This window comes from Pseudarthrobacter sp. ATCC 49987, assembly GCF_009928425.1.
Taxonomy (GTDB): Bacteria; Actinomycetota; Actinomycetes; order Actinomycetales; family Micrococcaceae; genus Arthrobacter.
This window is the reverse complement of record NZ_JAABNS010000001.1, coordinates 1602803-1623327: the sequence shown is the minus strand read 5'-3', so window position 1 is coordinate 1623327 and position 20525 is coordinate 1602803. Positions and strand designations below refer to the sequence as shown.

13 protein-coding genes are annotated in these 20525 nt (G+C 67.1%); 8 read left to right on the top strand and 5 right to left on the bottom strand.

The genetic code is table 11. The features are described from left to right. Window positions 1-735 precede the first annotated feature (735 nt). The 4 genes from GXK59_RS07755 to GXK59_RS07740 are packed head-to-tail and all read left to right on the top strand — an operon-like array spanning window position 736 to window position 8459. Window positions 736-3909, top strand: a complete 3174-nt coding sequence (locus GXK59_RS07755) for an efflux RND transporter permease subunit (protein ID WP_160665720.1) — start codon at window positions 736-738, stop codon at window positions 3907-3909. Next, window positions 3906-4361, top strand: a complete 456-nt coding sequence (locus tag GXK59_RS07750; RefSeq protein WP_160665718.1) for a hypothetical protein — start codon at window positions 3906-3908, stop codon at window positions 4359-4361. Before GXK59_RS07755 ends, GXK59_RS07750 begins: the two co-directional genes overlap by 4 nt. A 1-nt stretch (window position 4362) precedes the next feature. Then, window positions 4363-7506: an efflux RND transporter permease subunit gene (locus GXK59_RS07745; protein ID WP_160665717.1), complete on the top strand. Its 3144-nt coding sequence runs from the start codon at window positions 4363-4365 to the stop codon at window positions 7504-7506. A 38-nt stretch (window positions 7507-7544) separates the two neighbouring features. Next, complete coding sequence (locus GXK59_RS07740) at window positions 7545-8459, top strand: hypothetical protein (RefSeq protein ID WP_160665715.1); 915 nt, start codon at window positions 7545-7547, stop codon at window positions 8457-8459. A gap of 90 nt (window positions 8460-8549) precedes the next feature. Here GXK59_RS07740 and glpK read toward each other — a convergent pair whose 3' ends face one another. The 3 genes from glpK to GXK59_RS07725 form a co-directional block, all read right to left on the bottom strand. Continuing rightward, on the bottom strand, window positions 8550-10064 hold the full coding sequence (glpK, locus tag GXK59_RS07735; RefSeq protein WP_160665713.1) for a glycerol kinase GlpK: 1515 nt from the start codon (window positions 10062-10064) through the stop codon (window positions 8550-8552). A 51-nt stretch (window positions 10065-10115) separates the two neighbouring features. Continuing rightward, complete coding sequence (locus GXK59_RS07730; protein ID WP_160665711.1) at window positions 10116-10865, bottom strand: MIP/aquaporin family protein; 750 nt, start codon at window positions 10863-10865, stop codon at window positions 10116-10118. Window positions 10866-11020: 155 nt separating this feature from the next. Beyond that, the gene (locus tag GXK59_RS07725; protein ID WP_160665709.1) at window positions 11021-12826 is read right to left on the bottom strand and encodes a glycerol-3-phosphate dehydrogenase/oxidase; all 1806 of its coding nucleotides are present in this window, start codon (window positions 12824-12826) and stop codon (window positions 11021-11023) included. A gap of 125 nt (window positions 12827-12951) precedes the next feature. Here GXK59_RS07725 and GXK59_RS07720 point away from each other — a divergent pair, with 125 nt between their 5' ends. The 4 genes from GXK59_RS07720 to GXK59_RS07705 are packed head-to-tail and all read left to right on the top strand — an operon-like array spanning window position 12952 to window position 16875. Further along, window positions 12952-13914, top strand: a complete 963-nt coding sequence (locus GXK59_RS07720; RefSeq protein WP_160665707.1) for a sugar-binding transcriptional regulator — start codon at window positions 12952-12954, stop codon at window positions 13912-13914. 36 nt (window positions 13915-13950) lie between these two features. Further along, the gene (locus GXK59_RS07715; RefSeq protein ID WP_160665705.1) at window positions 13951-14829 is read left to right on the top strand and encodes an aldo/keto reductase; all 879 of its coding nucleotides are present in this window, start codon (window positions 13951-13953) and stop codon (window positions 14827-14829) included. Between the two features lie 10 nt (window positions 14830-14839). Then, window positions 14840-15769 carry an alpha/beta fold hydrolase gene (locus tag GXK59_RS07710; protein WP_160665703.1) on the top strand — a complete coding sequence of 310 codons (930 nt, stop codon included), beginning with the start codon at window positions 14840-14842 and terminating at the stop codon, window positions 15767-15769. Further along, complete coding sequence (locus GXK59_RS07705) at window positions 15766-16875, top strand: glycosyltransferase family 4 protein (RefSeq protein ID WP_160665702.1); 1110 nt, start codon at window positions 15766-15768, stop codon at window positions 16873-16875. Before GXK59_RS07710 ends, GXK59_RS07705 begins: the two co-directional genes overlap by 4 nt. A 37-nt stretch (window positions 16876-16912) precedes the next feature. On the opposite strand, the gene GXK59_RS07700 is transcribed toward GXK59_RS07705, so the two are convergent. Together GXK59_RS07700 and metK are read right to left on the bottom strand one after the other, a co-directional pair. Next, on the bottom strand, window positions 16913-19066 hold the full coding sequence (locus GXK59_RS07700) for a primosomal protein N' (RefSeq protein WP_160665700.1): 2154 nt from the start codon (window positions 19064-19066) through the stop codon (window positions 16913-16915). 164 nt (window positions 19067-19230) lie between these two features. Next, complete coding sequence (gene metK, locus GXK59_RS07695) at window positions 19231-20466, bottom strand: methionine adenosyltransferase (RefSeq protein ID WP_160665698.1); 1236 nt, start codon at window positions 20464-20466, stop codon at window positions 19231-19233. Window positions 20467-20525: the final 59 nt, after the last annotated feature.

Below are 20525 nucleotides of genomic sequence, written 5' to 3'. Positions count from 1 at the left end.
CTCCGCTAAGTCTTGTACCGTCAAGTCTCCGTCAATCCGAGGCAGAGGCTTGTGTCCCTGCCCCGCCCGCTCCCTGCCGTCCGCCCAAAAGGGTCCAGACACACAAAAGCCCCTCGACACGGAGGGGCGGCCGCTCGGCAATCCTGAGTTCTCGTCGGGATGCCGGGCGGCTAGCTAAGCAGGAGGATCGCACGCATAGCTCTACTTTAGCGCCTCCGGCTGGTTCGCGGGGAAATGGCTGCGTTGCTCCGGATCCGGGCCGCAACCCGGCAGGCGGGCTGTACGGCCAGTGCAGTCATCGGCCCCCGGCCCTGCGAGGCCAAATTGTTACAAATGCACCACCCGGAAGGACCCGGTACCTACTTCACCGCGTTGCGGCCACGCCGGGCCTCCAGCACCATCAAAAGAAGGTACAAGGAGCCTCCAAAACAGGTAGTTTTCCGCGCCGGCGTCAGTAGATTTATCCGTACTTCCAGGTAGCCGGAACTTACCCATTGACAGATTGTCGTGTACATGAGAGCCAACCCGCAGATTCGGCATTCGGCGCAAATAATAACTCCTTGCCAAACCCTGTCAAGAGGATCACTATGCACTCAAGATGTGCGGGGGGATTCGCAAAAGGTCTCGGGTTGAGGAGCCTGACATGTATCTCTTGCGCAGTTCTACCCTGCCACAACTCTTTAATCCGGCCGAGCGCTGCAGCGCGACCGGAAGCAGCCTGGAAACGGCCTAGCCATGTTTGGCTGGATTGCCCGTTTCAGCCTGCAGTTCCGCATCCTGGTGCTCGCGCTCGCCGCCGGAATCATTGCCTTCGGCATTGTCAATGTCCCCCGCATCGCCGTGGACACGATGCCCGAGTTCGCACCGGCGCACGTCGAAATCCAGACGGAGGCCCTTGGCCTTTCCGCTGTCGAAGTTGAACAGCTCATTACTTCCCCGATGGAAGCCGACCTCCTCAACGGGGTGGCCTGGCTGGACGAGATCCGCTCGAAGTCCGTCCCGGGGCTGTCATCCATCGAGCTCGTGTTCGAGCCGGGCACGGACTTGTTGCGGGCCCGCCAGCTCGTGGCTGAGCGGATGACCCAGGCCGTGGCGCTGCCGAATGTGTCGGCTCCGCCGCTGATCATGCAGCCCATGTCCTCCACCAGCCGGGTGCTGATGGTCAAGATGAGCTCGAAGCAGCTCTCCGGCATCGAGATGTCGGTCCTGGCCCGGTGGAAGATCAAACCTCGGCTGATCGGCATTCCCGGAGTGGCGAACGTTTCCCTGTGGGGCCAGCGCGAGCAGCAGCTCCAGGTTGAGGTCACCCCGACGCAGCTGCGGGACAAGGGAATCACGCTTGAACAGGTCATCAAGACCACGGGCAACGCGGTGTGGGTGTCGCCGCTCAGTTTCCTCGAAGCGTCCACCCCGGGCACCGGCGGCTTCGTCGAGTCGCCCAGCCAGCGCCTCGGCATCCAGCACGTCCTCCCGATCCGGACCCCGGCCGACCTTTCCAAGGTCAGCGTGGAGGATTCGACGCCGGCGATGCTCCTGGGCGATATTGCCCAGGTCAGGGAAGACCACCAGCCCCTCATCGGCGATGCGATCGTGGGACAGGATGCCGGCCTGATGCTGGTCATTGAGAAGTTCCCCGGGACCAGCGCAGTGCAGGTCACCGAGGATATCGAGGCTGCCCTCAAGGACATGGAACCCGGCCTGACCGGGGTCCAGCTGGACACCACCGTCTTTCGGCCGGCGACCGCCGCTCAGGACTCGGTGAGCGGCCTTGGCCTCGCGCTGTTGATCAGCCTGCTGATCGCGGTCGGCCTCTTCTGGCTGCTGTTCCGCTCGTGGCGCGTGGCGGTGATTGCGCTCGCGGCCATAGCGACCACCGTCACGACGGCGGCCGTGGCCCTGTACGCGCAGAACGCCACCTTCAACGTCACCGTGCTGGTCGGCATGGTCCTCGGAATCTCAGTGATCGTGGGCGACATCGTGGAGGACGTACAGGCCCAGCGGCGCCGGCCCCTCGTGGCCCAGGCCACGGAAACCGAGGCCACGCTGAGGTCCAGGATCGTCGCTGTTGTCAGGACTGTCCGGACCCCGTTGTTCCAGGCCTCGCTGATCATGATGCTGGCCCTCATCCCGACGTTGTTCGTGACCGGGATCGGCGGCTCCTTCTTCACGCCGCTGTTCTGGTCCCTGGCGCTGGCCCTTGCGGCCGGGCTGCTCGTCGGGCTCTCGGTCACCCCGGTCCTGGTGCACCTCCTGCTGCCAAAGGAGACTGCGCCCCGGCGGGACTCTCCCGCCGCCGGCCGGGCCCGCGCGGGCTACGACCGCGCGCTCACGGGCGCCCGTTCCCGCCGGACCCTCACGCTGGTGGCAGTTGGTGTCGTCGGCGTGCTTGGCCTGGCCGCCGGATCCCAGTTGATCGGCAGCCGTCCCGTCGTCCCGACACTGCCGGACAAGACCCTGCTGGTCCAGTGGGACTCCATGGCCGGCACGTCCAATGCCGAGGTGCGCCGCATCGCGTCCAAGGCCTCTGACGAACTGAAGGCACTGCCGGGTGTTTCCGGAGTCGGCGGGCACATCGGCCGTGCCATCACCTCGGACCAGGTTGTGGGAAACAGCGCCGCAGAGTTGTGGGTGTCCATTGCCCCGGACGCCGACTTCGGCGCGACGGAGCAGGCGGTCCGGGACGTGGTTCAGGGCTATCCGGGCATCGCGCACAACGTCGTGAACTATTCCGAGCAGAAGATCGGGGACATGCACAGCACCCTGGAGCCCGGATTCGCGGTCCGGGTTTATGGGACGGATATGCCGGTCCTGCGGGAAAAGGCGGAGGAAGTCCGCAAAGCCCTGGAGAACGTCAACGGCGTCAAGAACCCAACCATTAACGCCGTACCCATGACGCCGATCGTGGAGGTCGAGGTCAATCTCGAAGCCGCCCAGAAGTTCGGCATCAAGCCCGGCGACGCCAGGCGCGCAGCAGCGACCCTGATGCAGGGCATCGTCGTGGGCAACCTCTTTGAACAGCAGAAGGTGTTCGAAGTGGTCGTGCGCGGTGCGGTTGACGTCAGGGATGACCTGACCAGCATCCGTGAACTGCTCCTCGACACTCCCACCGGCGGACACGTCCAGCTCGGCGAGATTGCCGCGGTCCGGATGGTCCCCAACGAGGTCGTCGTGATGCACGATGACACGTCCCGGCGGATCGATGTCCAGGCCGATGTCAGCGGACGCCCGCTGGCCGACATACAGCGGGATATTGAAGCCGCCATCAAGCAGATCCAGTTTCCGGTGGAATACCACGCAGAGATCCCGGCCAAGTATGCCCAGGTGCAGGCCGCCGACGCCCTCGTCCTTTGGCTTGCGGCGGCTGCCATTCTCGGGGTGTTCCTGCTGCTCCAGACGGCGGTGCGGAGCTGGAAGCTGGCCCTCGCCGTCTTCCTGGCACTTCCGGCGGCGCTCGCCGGGGCGGCGGTGGCCGCCTGGATCGGGACAGGAACGATGTCGTGGATTGCCATGACAGCCTTCGCGGCGGTCCTGGCGATAGCCGCCCGCAACGCAACACTCCTGTCCGCCCGTGTCGATGAGCTGTGGCGTTCCCAGCCGCAGTCGTCCCGCGCACAGGTCGTCATGACGGCCGCCAGGGACCGGGTATCGCCGGTCCTGAAGGCCGCCCTCGTGACGGTGCTCGTGCTGATTCCGCCCGCAGTGACAGGCGGTGTCGGCCAGGCGGTGATCGCCCCGATGGTCCTCATTATCGGCGGCGGCATCGTGACCACAACACTCGTGGCGCTCTTGGTCCTGCCGCTGCTGACCCTGTGGTTCGGTCCCCGTACCGCCCCGGAAGAGTGGTCGGAAGCCTACGAAGCGGAAGTGCCCGTTCAGCCCGTTATGCAGGAAAAGGTGGAAGCAAAATGACCAGCCAAAAGCCCCAACGGCGTCTGCCCCTGGCGGCAGCTGTCTGTGCAGCCGCTCTCTTCACCCTTCCGGCCTGTGCCCAGTCCTCAGCGGTGACACCTGTATCGGCTGCGGAGGCACCCGCCAAAGTGGAGAAGAACGCCACGACCGGCATCGCGAAGCTGACGCTGACCGACCACGGCCTGGCCCGCATCGATCTCAAGACGGAACCCGCGGCGGCGGGCAGCGGGACGGACGTGCTGCTTCCCTATGCCTCTCTGCTGTATGACGCCAGCGGCAAGACCTGGGTTTACACCAACCCGGCCCCGCGGGTGTTCGAGCGCCGGGCCGTCACCGTCACCAAGGTCGAAGCCGGGGTGGTGACGGCCAGCGAAGGCCCCGCCGTGGGGACGCCCGTGGTGACGGTGGGCGCGGTCGAACTGTTTGGCACCGAGTTCAACACAGGGAAATGACATGCGCCGGATAGTCGCAGCCAGCCTGAGGTTCAGATCAATCATCATCGCGCTGGCGGCGGCGCTGATGATCGTGGGCGGCGCGCAACTCAGCAGTGCCTCGGTGGACGTGTTCCCCGAGTTCGCGCCGCCGAAGGTCGAGGTCCAGACAGCCTGCCTGGGACTTACCGCCGCCGAGGTCGAGGAACTGGTGTCGGTTCCCATGGAGGAGGCGTTCAACGGGATCGCCGGCCTCGACCACATGAGGTCCAAATCGGTGCCCCAGCTCTCGTCGATTGTGATGGAATTCAAGAACGGCACGGATCTGCTCACCGCCAGGCAACTGGTGTCCGAGCGCATGGCGACGGTCATCCCGACCCTGCCCACCTGGGCCGCACCGCCGCTGATGCTGCAGCCCTTGTCCTCCACCAGCCGCGTCATGAAAATCGGCCTGTCCTCGGACACCCGGTCGCTCATTGAAATGTCCATGATTTCCTACTGGAACATCAGGGCCCATCTGCTGCGCGTTCCGGGGGTGGCCAATGTCGCCATCTGGGGCGAACGCCTCCAGATGCTTCAGGTGCAGGTGGATCCGGCCAGGCTGGCAGCCCACAACGTCACCCTCGAAACCGTGATGAGCTCAACGTCCGATGCCCTGGACGCGGGCCTGCTGCACTACTCCCCCGGCGCCCTCATCGGCACGGGCGGCTCGATCGACACACCCAACCAGTCCATTGGCATCCGGCACGTCCAGGCCATCAAGTCGCCGGAAGAACTGGCGAAGGTGGCGGTGACGGACCGTGAGGGCCAGGCCCCGCTGCGGCTGTCCGACGTCGCCAACGTGGTGGAAGACCACCAGCAGCTGATCGGCGATGCGGTGATCAATGGCGGTCCGGGGCTCATGCTGATCGTTGAGAAGCTCCCCTGGGGCAACACCCTCCAAGTGACGCGCGGGGTGGAGGCGGCGCTGAAGCAGCTCGAACCCGGCCTCACCGGGATTGCCGTGGACACGACCTTGTTCCGGCCGGCGACTTTCATCGAGGAATCCCTCGGCAACCTGGGCGTGGCCCTTCTGCTGGGCTGCCTGCTGGTCATCCTGGTGCTGAGTGTCTTCCTCTTCCAGTGGCGGACGGCGCTGGTCAGCGTGATGGCCATCCCGTTGTCGCTGATGGCCGCGGCCCTGGTGCTTTATTGGACCGGGGGCACGATTAACACGATGGTGCTTGCGGGACTGGTGATTGCCGTCGGGGTGGTGGTGGACGATGCCATCATCGACGTCGAAAACATCGTCCGGCGGCTCCGGCACCACCGCGCCAGCGGCGGGACCGGGAGCACCGCCAGGGTCGTGGTCAACGCCTCGATCGAGGTCCGCGGACCGATTGTCTATGCCACCTTGATCATCGTCGCCGCGACGGTGCCGATCTTCTTCCTGGACGGGTTGACCGGGGCGTTCTTCCGCCCGCTGGCCACCGCCTACACCCTCGCGGTGATGGCGTCCATGGTGGTTGCGCTCACCGTCACGCCGGCGATGGCGTACATCTTCCTCCGGAACGCCAAACTGGAGGACCGCGATCCACCCGTGGTCAGGGTGCTGAAGCGCTGGTACGGCCAGTTGCTCCGGCCCATGGTCCGCAGGCCCGCCCCGGGGTATCTTGCCCTTGGGGCCCTGGGTGTCATTGGCCTCGTCGCGGCGCCGCTGCTGGGCCAATCACTGCTCCCGTCCTTCAAGGAACGTGACTTCCTGATGCACTGGCTCACCCAGCCCGGCACGTCGAACTCCGAGGAAGTCCGGGTCAGCCAGCTGGCCTGCAAGGAACTCATGACCATCCCGGGGGTGAACAACTGCGGGTCCCACATTGGCCAGGCGTTCAACGCCGACGAGGTGGTGGGCGTCTACTTCGGTGAGAACTGGATCAGCGTTGACCCAGCGGCGGACTATGACGAGACCCTGGCCGCTGTGCAGGAGGTCGTGAACGGCTACCCCGGCATCGTGCGTGACGTCCAGACCTACCTCAAGGAGCGCATCCGCGAAGTCCTGACAGGCACAGGCTACGCCGTCGTCGTGCGCGTCTACGGCGACGACCTGGCGACGCTGCGCCAGGAGGCCGACAAGATCAAGGGCATTCTGGGCGGCATCGACGGCGCCATCGGCGCAAAGGTCGCCCTCCAGACCAACATTCCGCAGATCAACGTGGAAGTGAATCTGGATGCCGCCAACCGCTACGGGCTGAAGCCCGGCGACGTGCGACGTGCCGCCGCCACCCTGGTCGCCGGCGAGGAGGTCGGCGACGTCTACCGCGACGGCAAGGCCTACGACGTCCAGGTGTGGAGCGCGCCGGAGACCCGGACCAGCGTCACGAGCATCGAGAACCTCCCGCTCGACACCCCCTCCGGGCAAAGGATCCGGATGGCTGACGTCGCCACAATTTCGGTCAAACCCACCCCCAATGTCATCGAGCGCTCCGAGGGATCCAGGCGCATCGATGTCAGCGCCAACGTCAAGGAGGGCGACCTCGCCAAGGTCGTGGAGAAGCTGAAGTCCGAGATGGAAACGATCCAGTTCCCGGTCGGCTACGAGGCGGTTGTCCTCGGCGAATACGCCGAACGCCAGGCCGCCTCACAGCGCCTGCTGCTTTACTCGGCGGGTGCGGTCATTGTCGTCTTCCTCCTGCTCCAGGCGGCATTCCGAAGCTGGCGGCTGGCCATCCTGGCCCTCCTGACGCTGCCGGTCGCCCTGGTGGGGGGCGTGATTGCCGCCCACCTCAGCGGCGGGATCCTGTCGCTGGGATCCCTCGTCGGCTTCCTGACGCTGATGGGCATCGCAGCCCGCAACGGCATCCTGCTGATCAACCACTGCCAGCACCTGGAGCAGTTCGAGGGCGAGACGTTCGGACCTGCGCTGGTGCTGCGCGGCGCTTCCGAACGGTTGTCCCCGATCCTGATGACAACCCTCGCCACAGCCCTGGCCCTGGTGCCTCTGGTGGTGATGGGCAACATCCCCGGCCACGAGATTGAACATCCCATGGCGGTGGTCATCCTGGGCGGCCTTGTCACGTCGACCCTGGTCAACCTGTTTATTGTCCCCTCGCTGTACCTGCGGTTCGCCAAGAAGGGACCGAAGCGTGAGCGGCGGCCCCACCAGCCCCAGCCGGCGCCCGCCGTCTAGCCGCTGCCAACCACCACCCCAAGAAAGAAGCCTCTGACATGGCTCTATCAGGAAAACGCTTCACGGCGTACAGCTCCGCAGTCCTGCTGGTGCTGGCGACGCTGACGGTCACAACGGCGGCCACCGCCACCGCCGCACCGGGTCCCAAGGAACTCTGCGGACCCGGCTCGGAGATCGACTTCGATCCCTGGGAGTTCCCTGCCTCGCCGCGGATCAACAACAAGTGGTTTCCGCTGAAGCCAGGGATGCAGTACACCACCGACGGCACGGTCACCTCGGCGGAAGGAACCAGCGCGCACAAGGTGGTCCATACCGTCACCGGCCTGACCAAGGTCATCGACGGGGTGAACACCCTGGTGATGTGGGACCGGGACTACTCCGACGGAGAGCTGGCTGAATCCGAACTGGCGTTCTTCGCCCAGTCGGAGGATAACGACGTCTGGCTCTTCGGCGAGTATCCGGAGGAGTATGAAAACGGCAAGTTTGTGGGTGCGCCCAGCACCTTCATGAGCGGGATCGCCAAGGCACAGGCCGGAACCGCCATGCAGGCCCGTCCGCGGACGGGCACGTCAGCGTATGTGCAGGCGTACGCCCCCAAGGTCGATTTCCTGGACTGCGGCGACGTGATCAAAACGAACCAGCACGTCTGCGTCCCGACCGGATGCTACGACGATGTGCTGGTGATCGACGAATACAACCCGCTGGATCCCCCCGACGCCGGGCACCAGCGGAAGTTCTACTCCGCCGGGACCGGTCTCGTCAAAGTCACCGCAGTGGGCGGTGCCCAGCAGGAGACCATGGACCTGGTCAAGATCCGCAAGCTCAGCGACGCGCAGCTCAGGAAGGTCAACGAGCAGGCCCTGGAACTGGACAACCGCGCCTACGAGGTCAGCAAGGATGTGTACACCAAAACGCCGCCCGCCGTCGAGGTGGCTCCCCGGCACGGGGACTGACGCACTGTCCGTCTCCGGGGGCTAACGGGAAGATCCCCGGCCAGCGTGGCTGGCCGGGGATCTTCGTTGTCCCTGAGTGGGGCGGAACGGCTACTTGACGTCCTCGTCGACCCAGTCCATGGACTTGGTGACGGCCTTCTTCCAGAGGCGCATCTGGCGCTCGCGTTCCGCCTGGTCCATCTGCGGCTCCCAGCGCTTGTCCTCGGACCAGTTGGCCGAGCATTCGCCGAGGTCCTTCCAGAAGCCGACGGCCAGGCCGGCGGCGTAGGCGGCACCCAGCGAGGTGGTTTCCACGACCTTGGGCCGGATTACCGGAACGCCGAGGATGTCCGCCTGGAACTGCATGAGCGCGTCGTTGGCGACCATGCCGCCGTCGACCTTGAGTTCCGTCAGCGGAACACCCGAGTCCGCGTTGACGGCGTCGAGCACCTCGCGGGTCTGGAACGCGGTGGCCTCCAGCGCCGCGCGGGCGATGTGGTTCTTGTTCACGAACCGGGTCAGCCCGACGATCGCGCCGCGGGCGTCGGAACGCCAGTACGGAGCGAACAGCCCGGAGAACGCCGGCACGATGTACACGCCGCCGTTGTCCTCGACCGAGGCCGCCAGCGTTTCCACTTCCGCGGCGCTGCTGATCATGCCGAGGTTGTCCCGCAGCCACTGCACCAGCGAACCGGTGACGGCAATGGAGCCTTCCAGGGCGTAGTGCGGCTTGGCGTCGCCGAGCTTGTAGCCGACCGTGGTCAGCAGGCCGTTCTTGGAGTGGACGATTTCCTCACCGGTGTTGAAGATGAGGAAGCAGCCGGTGCCGTAGGTGTTCTTGGCTTCGCCGGCGTCGAAGGCGGCCTGGCCGAACGTCGCCGCCTGCTGATCGCCGAGGATGCCGGCAACCGGGACTTCGCGCAGCAACTGGGAGGTGTGGACCGTGCCGTAGACCTCGGAGGAGGACTTGATGGCCGGCATCATCGAGGCCGGGACACCGAAGGCGTCCAGGATCTCCTGGTCCCAGGAGAGCGTCTCCAGGTCCATGAACATGGTCCTCGAGGCGTTGGTGACGTCTGTGACGTGGACACCGCCGTCGGTCCCGCCGGTGAGGTTCCAGAGCACCCAGCAGTCGGTGTTGCCGAAGACAAGGTCCCCGGCCTCGGCCTTGGCGCGGGCACCCTCGACGTTATCCAGGATCCACTTGATCTTGGTGCCGGAGAAGTAGGTGGCCAGCGGCAGGCCGACCTTCTGCTTGAAACGCTCCGGTCCGCCGTCCTTGGCCAGTTCGTCCACGATCGGCTGGGTGCGGGTGTCCTGCCAGACGATCGCGTTGTACACGGCCTTGCCGGTCGTTTTATCCCAGACGACGGCGGTCTCGCGCTGGTTGGTGATGCCGACGGCGGCGATGTCGTGGCGGGTCAGGTTCGCCTTGGACAGGGCGGAGGCGATGACTTCGCGGGTGTTGTTCCAGATCTCGGCGGGATCGTGCTCCACCCAGCCTGCCTGCGGGAAGATCTGCTCGTGTTCCATCTGGCCCGAGGAGACGATGTTGCCGCTGTGGTCGAACACAATGGCGCGGGTGCTGGTGGTGCCCTGATCAATGGCGATTACGTACTGGTTCATGTTGACGTCCTTGTCTTGGGGCTGGCAGTTGAATGAGTCAGTAGGGGTGGTTTAGGCGGCTGCGGTGGCGATGATCGGCACGACCGCTGCGACGAGGCCGGCGAGGCCTCCGCCAACCAGCGGTCCGACGACGGGAATCCAGGAGTAGCTCCAGTCGGAGGAACCCTTGCCCTTCATGGGCAGCAGCGCGTGGGCGATGCGGGGGCCGAGGTCGCGGGCCGGGTTGATGGCGTAGCCGGTGGGTCCACCGAGGGAGACGCCGATGCCAACAACCAGCAGTGCCACAGCGAGCGGGCCAAGACCCGACGGTGTTCCGCCGAAGGCGAGGATGACGAAGACGAGGACGAAGGTGCCGATGATCTCCGTGATCAGGTTCCACGGGGTGGAGCGGATGGCCGGCCCGGTGGAGAACACTGCCAGCTGGCTGGCGGGCTCGGGCTCGGCGTCGAAGTGCTGCTTGTAGGCCAGCCACATCACCACGGCGCCGAGGAAGGCTCCGAGCAGTTCACCGCCGAAGTAGGTGAGCGTGGAGGCGAAGTCGACGGGGACGCCGGGAGCGTACTCTTTCTTGCCGTTGACCAGCAGGCCGAACGTGACGGCGGGGTTCAGGTGCGCCCCGGACTGGGCGGCAACGTAGACGCCGGAGAAGACGGCGATGCCCCATCCCCAGGTGACCATCAGGAACCCGCCGTTGTTGCCCTTGGTGCCTTTGAGTGCAACGTTTGCCACAACGCCGCAACCCAGCAGGGTCAGCATTGCGGTACCGAATACTTCGGACAGGAAAACTATTCCAAGAGACATCTTTGACTCCTCTATTTTCTGTTGTCAGTCCCTCGCGAGTTTGAGGGGCTGTTGGGCCGGCAGTGCGTTGGCGCCGCCGGCCGGCCACTGCGCCGGTCCCCAGGGAACCACGCAGTCCTTGCGCCCGGACGTCCCCCGTCCGGGGCCGGGGTCTATCAGGAGACCAGGCTGTGGACCTGGACGCCGTGGAACCGTTTGAGCACCTCCTGAGCGTCGCTGATCTCGGAGGCCCGGGTTGCCGCGTCCCAGCCCAGCGGTCCGGCGAGGATGTCGGCAACCTCGTTCAGCAGTTCGCCGGTCACCAGCCCGCGGAAGGCCAGGGAGGTGCGGCGGATCAGGACGTCGATCAGGTGCCCGATCTGCTCGTTCCGGGCCATGAACTCCAGTTCGCGGACGCTGAGTTCGCGGGTCGAGTGCAGGAGCCGGTCCGGGGTGGCGTCCGGGGCGCCATCGAGGAAGCTGATGACTTCCCCGGCGCGGGTGCCGTAGCGTGTCAGCAACCCGGCGGTGCGGTCCGCATCGCGGCCGGCCGCCATGTGCGCCTTGATCCAGCGCTGCACGCCGTCCTCGCTGTCGGGGAAGCCCGCACCGCCGCCGATGGCGAGTTTCGCCGTCGAGACCTTCCGTTCCATCCCGAGTTCGGCGAGGACATTGTTGCTCAGGTGTTCGGCGAGGGCCCGGAACGTGGTCCACTTTCCACCGACGAGGCTGAGCACGACGGCGCCGCCGCTGTCCGGCGCGGCGGGGCCGGCACCGGCGCGGCGTTCGATCCGGTAGTCGCGGCTGACAAAGCCCGGCTGGGTGGCGTCGTGCCTGGGCAGCGGACGGACTCCGGCGAAGGTGTAGACGATCTGGTCACGCTCAACGGTGATGTCCGGGAACACGTGGCCGATCAGGTCGAAGAAGTAGTTGATCTCGTCCTCGGTGCACACGGCGTCCTCGGCCATGTCGGCGTCGACGTCCGTGGTGCCGACCAGGACCCGGTCGCCCATCGGGTAGATCAGCACGATCCGGCCGTCGGTGTGTTCGAAGAAGATCTCGCGGCCGTTGCAGGCGGCCAGCAGTTCCGGGTGGTCCAGCACGATGTGTGAGCCCTTGGTGCCGCCCATGAAGGCCGATGCCGCGCCCATCGCCTGGTTGGTCTGGTCGACCCAGGCGCCGGTGGTGTTGACGATGACGTCCGCGGAGAATTCGAACACTTCACCGGTGAGCTCGTCCCGGAGTTCCACGGTGCTTCCGCTCCGGCCGGCTCCAGCAGCGTCCCTGGCGGCCACGAGTGAGAGGTAGTTGCTGGCGCGGGCGTCACTAGGGCCCGCGGCGCCGGCCTTTTCACCGTCCTGCAGCACGTCCAGGGTCAGGCGCTCCGGGTTGTGGACCGAAGCGTCAAAATACGTGGCCGCGTACTTGATGCCCGGGTGCAGGCGCGGCAGTTCGGCCAGGGCACGCTTGCGGCCGCGGAACTGGTGGCGCGGCACGGTGCCGCCGTCGCGGGAAAAGAAGTCGTACATGCTCAGTCCGAGCTTGATCAGGAACGCGCCGCGTTCCTTGGGGGCGCCCTGCTGCTTGTGGGTCAGGAAGCGCAGCGGAGCGGCGAGGATCCCGGAGAACGTGCTGAAGATCGGGATGGTGGTCTGCAGCGGCTTCACGTAATGCGGTGCGATGCGCAGCAGCCGGTTGCGTTCCACGACCGATTCCTGGACGAGGCGGAACTCGCCGTTCTCGAGGTAGCGGATGCCGCCATGGATCATGTGCGAGGAGGCGCCGCTGGCCCCCTGGCAGTAGTCCCCGCGCTCCACGAGGGCGACGTCCACACCCTGCAGGGCGAGGTCCCGGAACGTGCCCACTCCGTTGATGCCGCCGCCGATGATCAGCACCTGCGCGTGGGGCCGCGTCCGCAGCTTCTGCACCGATGCTCGCTCGCCGGCTGATGCCTGGTTGCGGGCTGAAACCTTCTGTCCCAAGAACTGCTCCTTTGGGTTTGGTCCTGTGCGGCGCGCCCTGGGGCGCGGCGCCGTTCAACACTATTCTTTGGAGTAATGGAAAATGGAGTCAAGCACTATGCACAAACGTGCAGAACGGAAATGGGATGACGCCCTCACGCAGCTCCGACGCCCTCCGCGCCGCCCAGTTGTATTACCTGCAGGACCTGACCATGGACGCGATTGCCCGCGAGCTGCGCACGTCCCGGTCCACCGTGTCGCGCCTGCTGTCCTCGGCCCGGGAATCGGGACTGGTGCAGATCCAGATCCGCAGTCCGCTGGACACCGGTCCCGAACTGGAGAGCATGATCCGCGCCGAATACAGGGTGGATGTGCACGTCGTTCCGGTGGTGGACACGCTGAATGAGGCGGAAACACTGGACCGGGTGGCCATGCAGGCCGCCCGCACGATCGGCCCGCTGGTCGACTCCAATGCCATCATTGGGGTCGCGTGGGGCTCCACCCTGAGCGCCGTCAGCCGGCACCTGACCCGGAAGATCACCCACGACAGCGTGATCGTCCAGCTCAACGGTGCGGGCAACATGCAAACCACGGGCATCACCTATGCCTCCGACATCATGCGCCGCTTTGGCAGCGCCTATGGGGCGCGGGTGGAACAGTTTCCGGTGCCGGCGTTCTTTGACCACGCCGCGACCAAAAGGGCCATGTGGAATGAGCGCAGTGTGCAGCGGATCCTCGAGCTGCAGGCCCGCATGAGCATCGCGATTTTCGGTGTGGGATCGGTCGACGCCGACTACCCCAGCCACGTGTATGCGGGCGGCTACCTCGATGAGGACGACCTGAGCGTCCTGGCCACCTCCGACGTCGTGGGTGATGTTGCCACCGTGTTCTTCCGCGCCGACGGGTCCTCGGACGGCATCACCCTCAACGAACGCTCCACCGGCCCGGACCTTGCGCAGCTGCGGCAGGTGCGCCGCAGGATCTGCGTGGTGTCGGGGGCCTCCAAGATCAACGGGCTGCGCGGCGCCCTCGCCGCGGGCCTGGCGACAGACCTGATCCTCGACGAGGCCAGCGCCCGGCGCCTGGTCAGCTTCGACGGTCTGTCCTGAGCCGGAGGGGCCCGCGGAGTCGGTAAAGTCGATGGTATGAAACCCTCGCCCCGGATCAGCCTCAACAACGGTGTACTGATCGACCAGTTGGGGTTCGGACTCTACAAGGTGCCTCCCGCCGACGCTGCCGGGCTCGTCACCATGGCGCTCGAGGCCGGCTACCGGCACTTCGACACCGCCGCCATGTACGGCAACGAGACCGGCCTGGGCCGCGGCATCGGCGCACTGTCCGGTTTCGTGAACCGCGACGACGCCCGCGGCGGCTCCGGTGAGTCCTCCCCCTCACTCTCGCGGGAGGACCTGTTCGTCACCACCAAGCTCTGGAACGACGACCAGGGCTACGATGCAACGCTGCGCGCGTTCGACACGTCCATGGCCAACCTTGGACTCGAATACGTCGACATGTACCTGATCCACTGGCCCTGTCCGCAGCGCGGGCTGTACTCCGAGAGCTACAAAGCGATGGAAACGCTCTACCGGGAGGGCCGGGCACGGGCTATCGGAGTCTCAAACTTCCAGCCGGCCCACCTGGACCGCCTGCTGCAGAGCGCGGAAGTGGTCCCGGCCGTCAACCAGATCGAACTGCACCCCTGGCTCCAGCAGGAGGAACTGCGCGCCCTGCACCGCGGGCTCGGGATCACCACCGAGGCGTGGAGTCCGCTGGGCCGCGGCCAGGTCCTGCAGGACGCGGTGGTACTGGACCTCGCGGCAGCGCACGGCAAATCCCCGGCACAGATCATCCTCCGCTGGCATGTCCAGCTCGGCAACGTCGCCATCCCCAAAGCCAGCTCCTACGCCCGGATCAGGGAAAACCTGAACGTCTTTGGCTTCAGCCTCGACGACGCCGCCATGGACGCCCTGGCCGGCCTGGAACGTGGCTTCCGCACCGGCTCCAACCCCGATTCCGTCAATTAGGACGTAACGAATGGAACACGTGGCCACCGGCCCCTCCCCCACCACTCCCCTGTTCAGCGCCGGACTGGAGGCCCGAACCCATGCCGCCGAAGTGGTCCTGGACGGCACCCGGGCCGCGTACTGGAGCTACGAGCCTGTCCCGGTGACCCCGGAGACGCGGACCATCCTGGTGGTCCACGGCTTCCGCGGCGACCACCACGGGCTGCTCCGGGTCGCCGACCAGCTCCCCGACATGCGGCTCATCATGCCGGATCTGCCAGGCTTTGGCAGCTCCGCCGCTTTCACCGACGCCGAACACAGTGTGGAGCGCTACGGCCGGTTCATCGCCGATTTCATGAAGGCCCTGGACCTCGGGCCGGACACGGTCCTGCTGGGGCATTCCTTTGGCTCCATTGTTGCAAGCCACTATGTGGCGGCCCACCCGGGCACGGTCTCGGAGCTGATCCTGGTCAACCCGATCGCCGCCCCCGCCCTCGAGGGACCCAAGGGGCTCATGACCAAACTCGCTGTCCTGTACTACGAAGCTGCTGCACGCCTGCCGCGCCGGCTGGGACAGGGCCTGCTGCGCAGCCAGCTGATTGTCCGGGTCATGAGCGAGGCGATGGCGAAGACCCGGGACAAGCAGCTCCGCCGCTTTGTGCATGCCCAGCACAGCTCCTATTTCTCCGCGTTCGCGGACCGGGAGAGCCTGCTGGAGGCGTTCAAGGCCTCGGTCGGCAGCAACGTCGCCGAAGTGGCCCGCAGCCTCACCCTTCCTGTGCTGCTGATCGCCGGCGAAAAGGACGAGATCGCCACGCTGCCGGACCAGCACACCCTGCTGGCCCTGCTGCCGGACGCCCGCCTTGACGTCATCCCCGGCGTCGGCCACCTGATCCACTACGAAACCCCGGAACCCGCCGCGGGTTTCATCCGTCGCTTCCTGAAGGACCATTCCGCGTGAAAATCATCATCGATGCCCGCTTCACCCGGCTGGACCACCATGACGGCATCAGCCGCTACGGCGCCAGCCTGATCGCGGCCACCTCCAAAATAGCCGACGTCTCCATGCTGATCAGCGACGTCCGCCAGCTGGCCCTGCTGCCGGACGTGCCGTACACCCTGATCAACAGCCCGCTGTCCCCGGCCGAGTTGTTCGTCGCCGGCACGGTCAACAAACTCGGCGCCGACGTCGTGGTGTGCCCGATGCAGACCATGGGCAGCTGGGGCCGGAAGTACCCGCTGGTGCTGACCCTGCATGACCTGATCTACTACGAGCACCCGGCGCCTCCGGGCTTCCTGCCGGCTCCCGTCCGGGTCCTCTGGCGCCTCTACCACAAGGCGTTCTGGCCGCAGCGCCTCCTGCTGAACCGGGCCGACGTCGTCGCGACCATCAGCTCCACGACGGCAGCGCTGATCGCTAAGTACCGGCTGACCCGGCGACCCGTCCGGATCGTGGGCAACGCCCCGCAGCACGGGCATACGCCGCGGGACCCCGGGGCGGGAGCGGACAAGACGCTGCTCTACATGGGCTCCTTTATGCCGTACAAGAACGTGGAGACCATGATCAGGGGCATGGCGGAGCTCCCGGACATGAGCCTGCACCTGCTCAGCCGGATCTCCCCCGAACGCAGGGCGGAACTTGAGGCCCTGGCACCGGCCGGCGCGCACATCGTCTTCCACAACGGCGTGACCGACGCCGAGTATGAGGCCATGCTGGGACGCACCACCGCCCTGATCAGCCTCTCCAGGGCCGAGGGCTACGGACTGCCCCTCGTTGAAGCGATGTCCCACGGCACCCCCGTGATCGCCAGCGACATCCCGATCTTCCGCGAGGTGGGCGCCGACGCCGTCAGCTACGTCCACCCGGATTCGCCGGCGGAATTCGCCGCCGCCGTGCGGAAACTCGAGGACCCGGACCTGTGGAAGGCCCGTTCCCGCCGCTCGGTGGAGCGTGCCGCGGACTTCAGCTGGGACGAGTCCGCCCGCCGGCTCCTGGCCGTGGCCGAAGAGGCCGTGGCGCTGCGCGCACGCCACGCCCGGCATCCGAAGGACGCTGGCCGGACGTAGACGGCGCGAAGAACGACCCCGGGATTTTCCTGCGCGCCTAAAGCACGTCCACACCGTCGAGCCGCAGCTGCACGGGGTCATCGGTCCGTTTGGCGGCAGCGGCGACCTTGACCGCCCGCAGCGCCCGGGTCACGTGTGCGGCCTGGCCGTACGGGATGAACATGAGCGTCCGGACGTCCTCCCCGTTCGCCCCCGCTCCGCTCTGCCCGGGGCCACCGGCGATCACCAGCGGCGCCGGGCCCGCGGTCCGCAATACGATACCCTGCTGGGCCAGCTGCTGCTCGACGGCCTGGCCGAAGTGCCCGACGGCGGTCCGGCCCCCCGTGAGGGACGCGACCCGGACCGCCGGGGGCAGCTGCAGTTCCTGGCGCAGGGACAGTTCCCGCTGGGCATAGCCGGCAGGATCCCAGCGCAGCAGGGCCCCGACTCCGGCGGCGTCGTCCGCAGTGATGACCACCAGACCGCCGTCGCCGGCCGGGCGGACGAGGGCCGCGGCGTTGAACCAGCGCCGGACGGCGTCCTCGCCGGCCCGCAGGTTTTCGCGCCGCAGCAGCGAATCGCCGTCGAGCAGCAGTGCCGCCGCATACCCGCCCGCCGCGACGGGCTCGGCGCCGACCGTGGCCACGACCAGGGCCTTCGAATCCGGTACCGTCGCCAGCACCCGGTCCCCGGACGAGGTGACCACCGGCTTCCCCGGGAAGGCACGCCCCAGTTCCTCGGCCGTGCGCAGGGCCCCCGTGGCGCCCCGCCGCAGCCGGACACCGTTGCAGGTGCCGCAGCGCCAGTCCGGCGCCGGCGTCGAACACCAGCGGCATTGCGGCACGGCCGAGCTCCCGCTCGCCCCGGCGATGGCCAGCGGCCCGCTGCAGGACGTGCAGCGCGCCGGTTCACGGCAGTTTTCGCAGGCAAGCGACGGCGCATAACCGGCCCGCGCCACCTGGACCAGGACGGGGCCGCGCTCCAGCCCCTCCTTGGCGGCACGCCAGGCCGCGCCCGGCAGCCGGGCGATCCTGGCCAGCGGATCGTGTTCGAGTTCGTAGCTGTCCGCGGTGTTCAGCACCCGCGGAACGCTCCGGCGGACGACGGCGCGGTCCGCCTCCACCGGCCACGCCCAGCCCGCCTCGATGAGGCGCTGTGTCTCGGTGCTCCGGGTGTGCGCGGCGAGCAGGCAGGCGGCACCCTCCTGCTCAGCGCGCAGCAGCAGGACTTCGCGGGAGTGCGCGTAGGGTGAGCGCTGCTCAATGTGGAGGTCGTCGCCGTCGTCCCAGCAGACCACGAGGCCCAGATTGTGAACGGGAGCGTAGGCGGCGGACCGGGTGCCGACGGCCACCCCGGCCGCGCCGCTCAGAATCCGCAGGAAGCTGCGGTAGCGCGGGGTCTGGCCGTCGTCGGCGGTGAGCCGGGCGACGTCACCGGCCGGCAGGAGCTGCAGGAGGGCCGCTTCCACCCGGTCCAGGTCGCGGTAGTCGGGTACCACCACGACAGCGCCCCGGCCGGAGAGGCGCACGGCCGCCACGGCCTCGGCGATCAGGCGGGGCCAGCCTCCGGGACCGTAGCCTTGCAGCGCGCTGAGCACGGCGCGCGGCGACTCGCCCGCGTTGAGATGCTGCAGGAAGGCCGGGCCGTTGCGGTACGAAGACCAGCGTGAGGCTTCCAGGCCGGCGGGAATTGCCGGTCCCGCCCCGGCGTCGGGTCCCTCGTCAGCGAAGAGGGACGGATCCAGGACTCCGTCGGGGGCGAGGTCCTTCTCGAGTTTCGCCATCCGCGGCGGCACGGCGACGCGGAGCACGTCGCTGACGCTGCCGGCGTACCGGGCCGCGACGCGTCCGGCGAGTTCCGCGACAGAGGCCGTCAGGACCGGAACCGGAGAGACCACTTTGTGCAGCGGGACGAGAGGGTGGCCGGCGTCTGATTCCGCCGTCCGGTCGATCAGGTAACCGGCCAGTTCCTGGCCGTTGAACTTGACCTTGACCCGGACGCCGGGCTGCGCCGCGGCATCGAGCCCGGCGGGCACGCTGTAGTCGAACGGCCGGTCCAGGTGCGGGAGGGCGGATTCCAGGCGAACGCGCGCCACCGGAAGCCGGGCGGCAAGGGCCGGGCCGGGTGATGCGGCAACGGAACCTGGAAAGCCCTGGAGCAGTGACAGCTGGAGGGGCTCGTCCGAAGCCGCGGCGCCATGGATCTGGCTCATCGCCCGGGTCCTCCCTTCAGCAACAGTTCAGCGCCGGGCACGTAGCGGCCGGCTCAACAAAGAATAGCCAGGCCGCCGGTATCGGCGGCCTGGCTACAGCACATCACAGGGCAGTGACACTATTTCACCACCGCGACTTTTGTCAGGCCCGGTGCCGGCGGATGTCAGGCGTTGAAGAAGGCCTTCAATTCGTCGACCCGGTCCAGCCGCTCCCACGTGAAGTCGGGATCCTCGCGGCCGAAGTGGCCGTGGGCGGCGGTCTTGGCGTAGATCGGGCGCTTGAGGTCGAGGGCGTCGATGATGGCCCGCGGGCGCAGGTCGAAGATCTCGGCGATCGCGGCGCTGATCCTGGCCGGATCAACGGTCTCGGTGCCGAAGGTCTCCACATAGGTTCCCACCGGACGGGCCTGGCCGATCGCATAGGCGATCTGGATTTCGGCGCGCTTCGCGAGACCGGCAGCCACCACGTTCTTGGCGACCCAGCGCATGGCATAGGCCGCCGAGCGGTCCACCTTGGAGGGGTCCTTGCCGGAGAAGGCGCCGCCGCCGTGGCGTGCCATCCCGCCGTAGGTGTCGACGATGATCTTGCGGCCGGTGAGTCCGGCGTCGCCGACGGGACCGCCGATGACGAAGGCACCGGCGGGGTTCAGGATGTTCCTGGCCCGGGAGATGTCCAGGTTGGACAGTGCCATGACCGGGTCGACGACGTGTGCGGCGAGGTCGGCGCGGAGCTGGTCCAGGCTGGCGCCTTCGGCGTGCTGGCTGGAGATGACGATGGTCTCGACCGAGACGGGCCGGTCGCCGTCGTAGCCGACGGTGACCTGGGTCTTGCCGTCGGGGCGCAGGTAGGCGAGCTCGCCGTTCTTGCGGACCTCGGTGAGCCGCTCGGAGAGGCGGTGGGCGAGCCAGATCGGAACCGGCATGTAGGAGGGGGTCTCGTCGCTGGCGTAGCCGAACATCAGCCCCTGGTCGCCGGCGCCCTGGAGGTCGTAGTCGTCCTCCTGGCGTCCTTCGCGCGCTTCGAGCGAGTTGAAGACGCCCCCGGCGATGTCGTTGGACTGCTGGCCAATCGAAACGGACACCCCGCAGCGGGCGCCGTCGAAACCGTTGGCCGAGGAGTCGTAGCCGATGCCCAGGATGGTTTCCCGGACGATCTGCGGGATTTCGACGTAGGCGTCGGTGGTGACTTCGCCGGCGACGTGGACGAGGCCGGTGGTGGCCAGCGTCTCCACGGCAACCCGGGACTCGGGATCCTTGGCCAGCAGGGCGTCGAGGATCGCATCGCTGATCTGGTCGCAGATCTTGTCGGGGTGTCCCTCGGTCACCGATTCGGACGTGAAGAGCCGGAGCGAGGCGGGCGTGGACCCGTGGAAGTCAGGGATGTGCAGCGGTAAAGTCACTCAACTACCTTACTGGTTGGAAAACGGACGTCCGGCGGCGTGTGTCCCTGTGCTAAGGA